Genomic DNA, 10,858 nt, shown 5'->3' with positions numbered 1-10,858 from the left:
AACCGAAGAAATCTGTCGCAAATGCTTCGTTCGACTTGCATGTGTTAAGCACGCCGCCAGCGTTCATCCTGAGCCAGGATCAAACTCTCATAAAATATGTTCTGCTTCGCAAAAACATTTAAGAGTTACTTCGTAACTCCCAGATGTTTTTCAAAACATCAAGTTTGCCTTGTCAGTCTTAAACTAACTAGCTTTAATAGTTTCCTTATACTGTGTTTAAGGATTCATTCAATTGCTTGAATGATGTTCACAAAAGATGTATACTTAATTCCAATGAATTATGTACTCATCTCGAAATTCTAAAAAGAATTTTCAAGGTTGTCTTTCTGTTCAGTTATCAAAGTTCATTGTTCTCAAATCCAGTATTCATCTGTGCTTGAGAAGCTTTTGTGTCGCTCATCTCTCGCGGCGACTTGATTATAATATCACCACCTCTCACATATGTCAACATCTTTTTTCAACTTTTTTTGATTTTTTTCGCCAAATCTATTATAAACATTCGTAAAGTCTTATATTTACTGGATTTGTACCACCAAACTTTTTTATAAATTTGGGGCATATATCTGTATACAAACATAAATCCACACTATTTCCGCTATAAAATTCAGTGACTTCAAATTAACAAATTGCAATTTTAAGTCACTGAATTTCTGTCTTAAACTAAACCTTATATAAATCAATTATTATAATATGTACTTTTATTACATACATTATATATTAACGTGCCAATATCTTACCTACGCTTTGCCATTATAAAGTCAAGTATCTTTGAAGCAACATCTTCTTTAGACATCATAGGCAGTTCAATATTATCTTCCCCGGTAATTATAGTTACAACATTAGTGTCTGTTCCGAAGCCTGCCCCGGCTACCTTTACATTATTAGCAACTATCATATCCATATTCTTCTTAATAAGCTTATCCTTGGAATTGGCAATTACATTTTCTGTTTCCATAGAAAATCCACATATAAACTGTCCCTCTTTTTTATGTTCTCCAAGCGTTCCTATTATATCCTTTGTGCGTTTAAGGGCAATTGACATATCGCCGTCTTTTTTCTTTATCTTATTATCGCTTACATTTAAAGGTGTATAGTCCGCTACTGCGGCGGCTTTAATTATAATATCTGAATTCTTTGCTTCTTCGGTGACAGCATCATACATATCCTGTGCTGATATAACATTTATAATATTAACAAATGGAACTGGTGGAACATCAACCTTTCCTGATACAAGTGTAACATCTGCTCCACGAAGCATTGCCATTCTGGCTATTGCATAGCCCATTTTCCCTGTAGAATTATTAGAGATAAATCTTACAGGGTCTATTGCTTCTCTTGTAGGACCTGCTGTTACACAAAGCTTAATGCCCTTCATGTCCTTTTCATATGCTGTTTCCTTTAAAATGTACCATAAAAGGCTCTCCGGCGATGGCATTTTGCCCCTTCCAGTGTCACCACACGCAAGATAACCGCTATCTGGCTCAATAACTTCATATCCAAATCTTCTTAACCTGGCGATATTATCCTGCACAATAGGATTATCATACATATTAGTATTCATAGCAGGCGATATCATAACTTTGCATTTGCAAGCCATTACAGTTGTTGTAAGCATATCATCTGCTATCCCATTAGCTATCTTGCCTATTATATTAGCTGAGGCTGGTGCTATCATAACGCAGTCTGCTTTCTTAGCCAGTGAAACGTGTTCAACATTAAATTGAAAATTCCTGTCAAATGTATCTACTATGCACTTATTGCCTGTAAGTGTTTCAAATGTTATAGGATTGATAAAATTCGTCGCATTTTTAGTCATTATAACATCAACATTACAATGAAGCTTAACAAGTCTGCTTGCAAGCTCTGCAATTTTATAAGCTGCTATGCTTCCTGTAACACAAAGCAGTACATTTTTACCTTTAAGCATTTAATTACCCTCCACATTCTTATCATATATAATTCTAAGACCTTTAAGCAATAATTCCGCATCTATGTGTATATTATGCTTACAGTGAGGAACTATAACCTTTGCAAGTCCACCTGTAGCTATAACTTTCGCTTCTGGCTTTCCATTAACTCCAAAACCATTAGCTTCTATAATTCTGTCAAGCATACCATCTATGCACGAAGCATTGCCATATATAACTCCACTCTTCATACAATCAATAGTATTCTTACCCATAACACTCTTTGGTGTATCAAGGCTTATTCTTGGAAGCTGTGCTGTTCTTGATACTAACGAATCAACTGACACACGTATTCCCGGAAGTATAACTCCACCTATATAATTCTCTTTCTCATCTACAACACTTATAGTTGTCGCTGTTCCCATATCTATAATTATGGCTGGTGCACCGTAGCCATTAAGTGTAGCAACTGCATCAACTATCATATCTGTTCCAACCTGTCTTGGCTGATCCATAAGAATGTTAAGACCTGTCTTTATTCCAGGTCCGACCATAAGCGGTGTAATTCCAACTGTCTTTTCTACTGCCGCTTTTATTATATTAACAAGCTGCGGGACAACTGATGATATAATTGCTCCTTTTATGTCATCTGAGTTAATATTATATATTTCAAGCACCGTCTTAAAACCTATGGCGTATTCCAATTCTGTCTTTGAATAATCTGTTGATAATCTTTCCTCAAATAATACTTTCTTGTCATCAACACAGCCAATAACGATATTGGTATTTCCCATATCAATTGCAAGTATCATTCCTTTTTCATTCTTTCTTAACTTTAATTCAGCCATTATAATTCTCCATTCCGATTATATGCAGCTTTTCTTTATCAAGACCGCAGCCCTTCACTGTATATATATTATTAATTATATTACCATTGCCTGAATTACTGCAAACATTTTCTTTATCAAATTCTTCTGCCGAAATCATAACTCTTATATAATTAGGTGTATAGCCTGTATAATACTCTTTTCCAGCTATATTCTGCTTTTCTTCAATAAGCACGCTCAAATCACTATCTGCATATGTACTTCTGTACTGTGCTGACATTTCATTAGCAAGCTCAATAAGTTCATTACTTCTTGCTGTCTTAATCTTATCATCTACCTGATCAGGCATAGTATCTGCAACTGTGCCTTTTCTTCTTGAATACTTAAATATGTGCATTTCATAAAAATGCACCTTCTCAACAAATGCTTTCGTAATCTTGAAGTCTTCTTCTGTCTCACCAGGAAAGCCCACAATAACATCTGTCGTAATCGCTGGGTTATCATAATATTTTCTAAGAATTTCACAGCCCTTTAAGTATTCAGCAGTATCATACTTTCTGTTCATAGCCTTAAGTGTCTTATCACAGCCGCTCTGTAATGATAAGTGAAAATGTGGACAAAGCTTTTTCATACTGCTTATACGGCTGACAAATTCATCTGTCACAATTCTTGGTTCTAATGAACCAAGTCTGATTCTTTCAATTCCGTCAATTGAATTAACCGCCTCTATAACATCTAACAAGGTCTCTTTACCTGTATCCCTGCCATAAGAAGAAAGATGTATTCCGGTAAGAACAACTTCCTTATAGCCATTGTCAGCTAATCTTCTAACTTCCTCTACAACATCTTCAATCGCCCTGCTTCTTATTCTTCCTCTTGTATAAGGAATAATGCAGTATGAACAGAACTGGTTACATCCGTCCTGTATTTTAATGTATGCCCTTGTATGCTCACTTACTTTATCTATCTTTAATTCTTCATATTCTGTATCGTGGCTTATATCAACCACATATTCGTCTGCTGTATTATCCTTAAAATACTGCTCAAGCACATCAACAATATTAATCTTCATATTGTTGCCAAGCACGATATCTACAGCTTCATCTTTCTTAACTCCTGCTTCATCTGCCTGTACATAACAGCCGGCAGCTATTACAACTGCTGATGGATTCATCTTTTTAGCCTTGTGTAACATCTGGCGGGACTTTCTGTCTGCTATATTAGTAACCGAACAGGTATTTATTATATATACATCTGCAATTATCGCTTCATCAAATGGAACTATTTCATAGCCTGCATTTTTAAGCATAAGCTCCATTGACTCTGCTTCGTATGAATTAACCTTGCAACCAAGGTTGTGTATCGCAACTTTTTTCAAATCGGCCTCCTTTGTTCTTGACATAAATCCCATAAATATTATAATTAACTCAGTAAGCAAATTATTATATTATGGGAGGTATTCCAATGAAAACTGTACAGATTTCATTAAACTCAATCGATAAAGTTAAATCCTTTGTAAATGATATTACAAAGTTTGATGTTGACTTTGACCTTGTATCTGGAAGATATGTAATTGATGCAAAGTCTATTATGGGTATTTTCAGCCTTGATTTATCAAAGCCTATCGACTTAAATATTCACGCTGAGAATGATATTGATACAATTCTTGCTGTATTAAAGCCATATATTGTATAATCAGCCAGACAGTTTAATATGGTTATTCTATAACAGGATGTCACACGTTAATTCGTATGGCACCCTGTTATTATTTACATCATTTTATTTAACAACTATCTTTTCTGTAGTTTCTATGGCTGTCTTCATAAGCTCATCAATAACATCATCAAGGTTATGCTCGTGCTGTTTGATTATATTAAGATTAGGCTTTGTAACTGGATGTTTAGCTACAAATATTGTACAGCAGTCCTCAAATGGCTGGATTGATGTCTCATATGTTCCTATCTTTTCTGATATATCAATAATCTCCTGCTTATCAAAACCAATAACCGGTCTGTATACTGGCATTGTACATACTTCATTAGTACAGTAAAGGCTCTGCATAGTCTGGCTTGCGACCTGTCCGATACTCTCACCTGTAACAAGTCCCATACATTTGCTTTCCTTGCCAAGTTCTTCTGCAATCTTCATCATATATCTTCTCATAATGATTGTAAGCTCATCGTGAGGACACTTCTCATATATAGCAAGCTGTATATCTGTAAAATTAACTACATTAAGAGTTATTGGACCTGCATATTTAGACACAAGTCTTGCAAGGTCTACTACCTTCTGCTTAGCTCTCTCACTTGTATATGGTGGTGCATGGAAATATGTAGCTTCTATCTGCACACCTCTCTTGGCAACCATATACCCAGCTACAGGGCTGTCAATTCCTCCTGATAATAAAAGCATTGCCTTACCAGCAGTTCCTATTGGCATTCCTCCTGGTCCTGGAATTTCTATTGAATATATATTAATATGCTTTCTAATCTCAATCTGCAAAAGCACCTGTGGCTTATGAACATCTACCTTCATCTCAGGAAATGCATCTAATATTCTTCCACCCATCTCCATATTAATCTCCATAGAATTCATAGGGTAGTTCTTTCTTGCTCTTCTTGCATCTACCTTAAATGTAACATTCTTATCAGGATATGCCTCATCAATATACTTAATAACGTGTTCAGCAAGGTCATCAAAGCCATTATCTTCTATCTGCACAACTGGACATATTCCAATTATTCCAAATACAGTCTTTAATGCTTCTACAGCCTCATCATAGTCAAATTCTGTCTGTGCTGTAGCATATATTCTTCCATTTTCCTTAGATACTACGAATTCCCCCTCAACCTTTTCAAGGGCAAATCTTATCTGTCTTACAAGTGCATCTTCAAAAAGGTATCTGTTCTTACCCTTTACACCTATCTCTCCATATTTAATCAAAAATGCTTTATACATCTTTTATCTCCATTCAATTTTAATTATATTATTAATGTCTTGTATACTTTCTTAACACAGGAAGAAGTTCTTTTAATGCACTGACTGCATAGTCAAGTTCTTCCTTAGTTGTATTATAACAGAAGCTGAATCTTAATGTGCTGTCAAGCAGGTCATTATCAAGACCTATCGCAACAAGCGTATTGCTTAAGCCCGGCTTGTTAGAAGAACAGGCTGAACCTGAGGATACATATATATTCTTATCCTCAAGTGCGTGAAGCAGCACCTCTGCCCTTACACCCCTGAAGCTTACACTTACAATCTGAGGTGCTGACTTTGTACCCTTATATGAACTGATAACAACATCATCAAGCTTCTCAAGCTCATCTATAAAATAGTCTTTAAGCTCATACAGCTTATTAATCTTATCCTCAAACTGGTCATTATATATAAGCTTGACTGCTGCCGAAAGTCCTGCGATTGCTGGTACATTTTCTGTTCCAGAACGCATACCCTTCTGCTGTCCACCGCCATATATTATAGGTTTAATTCTTGTCTTATCCTTAATATATAAAAATCCGCTTCCCTTTGGACCGTGTATCTTATGTCCACTTACAGATAATAAATCTATGTTATACTTCTTAGGTACTATTTTGTATTTGCCATATGCCTGAATTGCATCTACATGAAACACTATATCAGGATTGTAGCTTTTTACAATATGTCCGATTTCTTCAATAGGTTCAACTGCACCAATCTCATTATTGACATACATTACTGATACAAGAATTGTTTCATCATCTAACGCTTCCTTAAGGTCATTAAGGTCCACAATTCCATTTCTGTCAACTTTAAGATATGTTACCCTGAAACCATTCTCACTAAGAAAGTTAAAAGGCTCTTTTACAGATGAATGTTCTACCGATGACACAATAACGTGATTGCCTTTTCTCTTATTAGCCATAGCAGTTCCTATTATTGCCATATTGTTAGACTCTGTTCCGCCTGATGTGAAAAGTATTTCCTTTTCCTGGCACTTTAAAGTCTTAGCTATTGTTTCTTTTGCTTCTTTTATATAATTTTCAGCTTCAACGCCCTTCATATGCTTTGATGATGGATTGCCATAATCTTCACTCATAACTTTTACGCACACATCTACAACCTCAGGTGCACACTTTGTCGTTGCTGAATTATCAAGATATGCCTGCATTATTATTCCTCCATATTGTACATAAGCACCGACATCAGCATAAGACCTGCTGTCTCGGTTCTTAATATACGTCTGCCAAGTGTTATTATATCAGCTCCTGCATTAGTTGCAAGCTCAAGTTCATCTTTATCAAAACCACCCTCTGGTCCAATAAAGATACCTATGCTCTTTCCTTTCCCGATAGAAGCAATAACCTGTCTTGTATGTTCAATTCCTTCTGCACACTCATAAGGAAGTAATAATACATCTAATTCCGAAGCCATAGCAACTGCCTGCTTAAAACTTACAACATCACTAACCTTTGGCATAATACTTCTTTTACTCTGTTTGGCAGCACTTTCAGCTATTGTATTCCATCTTGCAACCTTGCTCTTTGCTTTCTTATCATCAAGCTTTACAACACTTCTTTTCATTGCTACAGGAACAATCTCATACACGCCAAGCTCAATCATCTTCTGTATAATAAGTTCCATTTTATCAGCTTTAGGAAGTCCCTGAAATAAATATACCTTTGATGAAAGTTCATTGCCTTTCTCATTAACTGATGTTATAAGGCTTCGTACATAATCATCGGTTATTGTATCAATAATACAATTATAATCATAATTATCACCACTGCTTATAAGTATCTCATCACCCTTTTTTAAACGCAGTACATTCTTAATATGATTAACATCCCCGCCTTTAATATCAATGTAATCGTCAAATATATTCTCGTGCTCTGCAAAAAAATGATACATATGTAATCCTTTCGCGTTATCTATTAATTACTTTCTTCTGGCTGTTACATTAACCCATTCGCCATCGTGGTTAATCTCAACTATCTCAAGCTCTGAATTCTTCTTGAAAGCATTAACAACTTCATCTTCTTTAGTATTAATAATTCCAGAAGTTATAAAATATGCTCCATGCTTCATATGCTCGTGGATATTAACTGATAATGGCTCTAATACATCAGCAAGAATATTAGCACACACTATATCATAACATTCATATCCACATCTATCCTTAATATTCTTATCATCAATTATATTACCCTCAATAACCTCAAACTGCTCCTTAGTTATATTATTCTGAACTGAATTCTCTTCTGAGGCAATAATTGCATTAGGGTCAAGATCTGTACCAAGTGCATATTCCGCGCCATATTTAATGGCAACTACTGAAAGTATTCCGCTTCCACAGCCTACATCAAGTATTCTGTCACCTTTTTTAACATACTTTTCAAGCTGCTTAATAACCATTCTTGTTGTTTCGTGTGAACCTGTTCCAAATGCAGTTCCCGGATCAATGCTAAGGACAGGATGTCCTTTCATCTCCTCTGTAATCTCTTCCCAGGTTGGCTTAATATAAAGATTACCGATTGTAAATGTATGCCAGTACTGCTTCCAGTTATTAATCCAGTCTTTATCTTCTGTCTCAGACCTTGTTATTGTTCCTTCACCGATATCAACAAACATTCTTAAATCTTTAATTTCCTGCTCAGCCTTTTTAACTAATGTTCCATCGTCCTCATCTGAATCAATATAAAAATTAACAACTGCTGTTCCATCATCTGGTGGCAGCTCAGGAATAAAATCAACAAACATTGTCTTAGCTTCTTCTTGTGTAAGCTGTACATTGTCCTGTATCTCTATCCCCTCAATTCCTATATCATCAAGAGCACTGCTTATTAAATCAACAGCCTGTGTTGTTGTCTTAATTGAATATCTATTCCATTTCATATATATGTCATCCTTCCAAATATTAATATTTTGCAAATATTATATAATCACTTTTGCATTATTGTATTATTAAGCATTTTTTAAAAATGCCTCATAACCCTTTAATGTTTCATACAAATCTGCTTTGCTTATAACTTCATATGGCGCGTGCATATTCTGTACAGCAATGCCACTGTCAATTACATTCATATCAAGATTAGCTAATATATAAGCTATTGTTCCACCACCGCCGATGTCTACCTTGCCAAGTTCAGCTGTCTGGAATGATACATCTGCATCATCCATAACCTTTCTTAACTTTCCTACAAATTCTGCTGATGCATCATTAGAGCCGCTCTTGCCTCTTGCACCTGTGTATTTATTAAACACCATGCCTTTGCCAAAATAAGCTGCATTTTTCTTCTCAAATACACTCGCATAGTTAGGGTCATATGCCGCACTTACATCTGATGATAACATATAAGAATTAGCAAGTGCTCTTCTTAATCCAAGCTCAGAATAATTTCCACATCTGTCCATAACTTCTGCAACCATATTTTCAAAAAATCTTGACTGCATTCCTGTAGCACCAACGCTTCCAATTTCCTCTTTATCAACAAGAATACATACACCTGTTCTCTTAACTTCACTTGAATTAATAAGTGCTATAAGTGATGGATATGCACACACTCTGTCATCGTGTCCATAGCCCATTATCATACTTCTGTCTATTCCATAATCTCTTGCAGGACCTGCTGGAACAGCTTCTAATTCTGCTGATAAGAAATCTTCTTCCTCTATTCCATACTTATCCTTTAATATTGCAAGTATATTCTTCTTAACAGCATCTTTAGCTTCCTTATCGCATTCTTCCTTCTCCTGTGGCATACTTCCAACAAGAATATCAAGTGCTTCACCCTCAACAACCTTTGTGCCTTTCTTTTCCATCTGCTCCGAAGCAAGATGTATAAGAAGGTCAGATACACCAACTACTGTATCAGACATATCCTCACCAATTACAATCTCTACTGTTGTTCCATTCTTTAATGCAACAACTCCGTGAATGGCAAGTGGAATTGCGACCCACTGGTATTTCTTAATACCACCATAATAATGTGTATCAAGAAGAACAAGTCCTGTTTCTTCATAGAGAGGGTTCTGCTTTATATCAAGTCTTGGTGAGTCTATATGTGCTCCGAGTATGTTCATTCCTGCACTTATAGGTTCTTCACCTATATTAAACGCAACAAGTGCCTTATTCATATTGACAGCATACACTTTATCGCCAGCTTTTAATGTCCTGTTATCAGCAATAACGTCTTTTAAGTCCGCATAGCCAGCTTCCTTTAAAAGCCTAACGCCTTCCTTTACACATTCTCTTTCTGTCTTGCATTTTGAGATGAACTGTCTGTACTGTTCCGCAAAATCAAATACTTCTGCTTTCTTTTTAGAATCATACTTATTCCACGCATTTGCTCTTTCCATAATATACCTCATTTCTGCCCACTGTTTCAGATAACTACTTGTATCAGGTGAACTCATTATATTCTAACCATCTATACATAAATGTCCGGCTGATTATATGTCCAGTGTAAGCTGTTCCTCATTCATAGCTTCTTCTTTTAATTCGCTTGCTATTTCATATTCAGCCTCTTCCTTGTACTGTTCAACCATATCCTCGCTTATAACCGGCAGTTCGTCAATAGAACCTACACCAAATGTTCTAAGGAATTCTTCAGTTGTTCCAAAAAGCATCGGTCTTCCCGGTGCATCAAGTCTTCCAACTTCTTTAACAAGTTCTAATTCAACAAGCTTATTAACTGACCTGTCTGAATTAACACCTCTTATCTTTTCTATCTCTATCTTGGTAACCGGCTGCTTGTACGCTATTATTGAGAGCGTTTCAAGTGCTGCATCTGTCAATGTATATCGTCTTGGCTGACTGCATATTCTAATAAGATTGTCGTAATATTCTTCTTTGGTACATAATTGGAAGCTTCCCTCTAATTCAATTATCTTGATACCTCTGTCTTCATTTTCATATTTATCCATCATATTATGGATAATCTTGACTGTTGTATCGACATCGTGTTCTATAGCCACTGCAATCTTTTCTGCTTCTACTGATTCACCCATAGTAAATAGTATAGCTTCTATTGCCGCTTCTGTCTTTTCTATACTCATTCTGCACTCCATTCTTATCCTGCTTTAATTAACAGAATTAATACACACTTACTGTGTCATATACATATATGCTTTTAAAACTTATAAAGC

10 protein-coding genes and 1 rRNA gene are annotated in these 10,858 nt (G+C 35.8%); 1 reads left to right on the top strand and 10 read right to left on the bottom strand.

The features are described 5' to 3' along the window. The 4 genes from C7390_RS06870 to mtaB all read right to left on the bottom strand — a co-directional run. Window positions 1-95 (bottom strand): 16S ribosomal RNA (locus C7390_RS06870); the annotation flags it as partial. 638 nt (window positions 96-733) lie between these two features. After that, window positions 734-1,927 carry a bifunctional phosphopantothenoylcysteine decarboxylase/phosphopantothenate--cysteine ligase CoaBC gene (gene coaBC / locus C7390_RS06865; RefSeq protein WP_022502183.1) on the bottom strand — a complete coding sequence of 398 codons (1,194 nt, stop codon included), beginning with the start codon at window positions 1,925-1,927 and terminating at the stop codon, window positions 734-736. Further along, on the bottom strand, window positions 1,928-2,755 hold the full coding sequence (locus C7390_RS06860; protein ID WP_318295593.1) for a type III pantothenate kinase: 828 nt from the start codon (window positions 2,753-2,755) through the stop codon (window positions 1,928-1,930). After that, window positions 2,748-4,112, bottom strand: a complete 1,365-nt coding sequence (gene mtaB / locus C7390_RS06855; RefSeq protein WP_116443840.1) for a tRNA (N(6)-L-threonylcarbamoyladenosine(37)-C(2))-methylthiotransferase MtaB — start codon at window positions 4,110-4,112, stop codon at window positions 2,748-2,750. Before mtaB ends, C7390_RS06860 begins: the two co-directional genes overlap by 8 nt. 86 nt (window positions 4,113-4,198) lie before the next feature. Here mtaB and C7390_RS06850 point away from each other — a divergent pair, with 86 nt between their 5' ends. Then, a complete protein-coding gene (locus C7390_RS06850; protein ID WP_022204816.1) occupies window positions 4,199-4,429 on the top strand; it encodes an HPr family phosphocarrier protein in 231 nt (76 codons plus the stop codon). Window positions 4,430-4,513: 84 nt separating this feature from the next. On the opposite strand, the gene thiI is transcribed toward C7390_RS06850, so the two are convergent. The 6 genes from thiI to scpB form a co-directional block, all read right to left on the bottom strand. Continuing rightward, window positions 4,514-5,692 (bottom strand): tRNA uracil 4-sulfurtransferase ThiI, encoded by a 1,179-nt coding sequence (gene thiI / locus C7390_RS06845; RefSeq protein ID WP_055307133.1) that lies wholly within the window; start codon window positions 5,690-5,692, stop codon window positions 4,514-4,516. 31 nt (window positions 5,693-5,723) lie between these two features. Continuing rightward, the gene (locus tag C7390_RS06840; protein ID WP_116443839.1) at window positions 5,724-6,881 is read right to left on the bottom strand and encodes a cysteine desulfurase family protein; all 1,158 of its coding nucleotides are present in this window, start codon (window positions 6,879-6,881) and stop codon (window positions 5,724-5,726) included. A gap of 2 nt (window positions 6,882-6,883) precedes the next feature. After that, complete coding sequence (locus tag C7390_RS06835) at window positions 6,884-7,621, bottom strand: RsmE family RNA methyltransferase (RefSeq protein WP_055307135.1); 738 nt, start codon at window positions 7,619-7,621, stop codon at window positions 6,884-6,886. 27 nt (window positions 7,622-7,648) lie between these two features. Next, on the bottom strand, window positions 7,649-8,605 hold the full coding sequence (prmA, locus tag C7390_RS06830) for a 50S ribosomal protein L11 methyltransferase (RefSeq protein WP_116443838.1): 957 nt from the start codon (window positions 8,603-8,605) through the stop codon (window positions 7,649-7,651). Between the two features lie 69 nt (window positions 8,606-8,674). Further along, window positions 8,675-10,069 carry an aminopeptidase gene (locus C7390_RS06825; protein WP_090139808.1) on the bottom strand — a complete coding sequence of 465 codons (1,395 nt, stop codon included), beginning with the start codon at window positions 10,067-10,069 and terminating at the stop codon, window positions 8,675-8,677. A gap of 93 nt (window positions 10,070-10,162) precedes the next feature. After that, window positions 10,163-10,780 carry an SMC-Scp complex subunit ScpB gene (scpB, locus tag C7390_RS06820; protein ID WP_070101523.1) on the bottom strand — a complete coding sequence of 206 codons (618 nt, stop codon included), beginning with the start codon at window positions 10,778-10,780 and terminating at the stop codon, window positions 10,163-10,165. Window positions 10,781-10,858: the final 78 nt, after the last annotated feature.

This window comes from Bacteroides galacturonicus, from assembly GCF_003096855.1.
Classification (GTDB): domain Bacteria; phylum Bacillota; class Clostridia; order Lachnospirales; family Lachnospiraceae; genus Lachnospira; species Lachnospira rogosae.
Note: the sequence above shows the minus strand (reverse complement) of the source record. Positions and strands in the feature narration are given on the sequence as shown.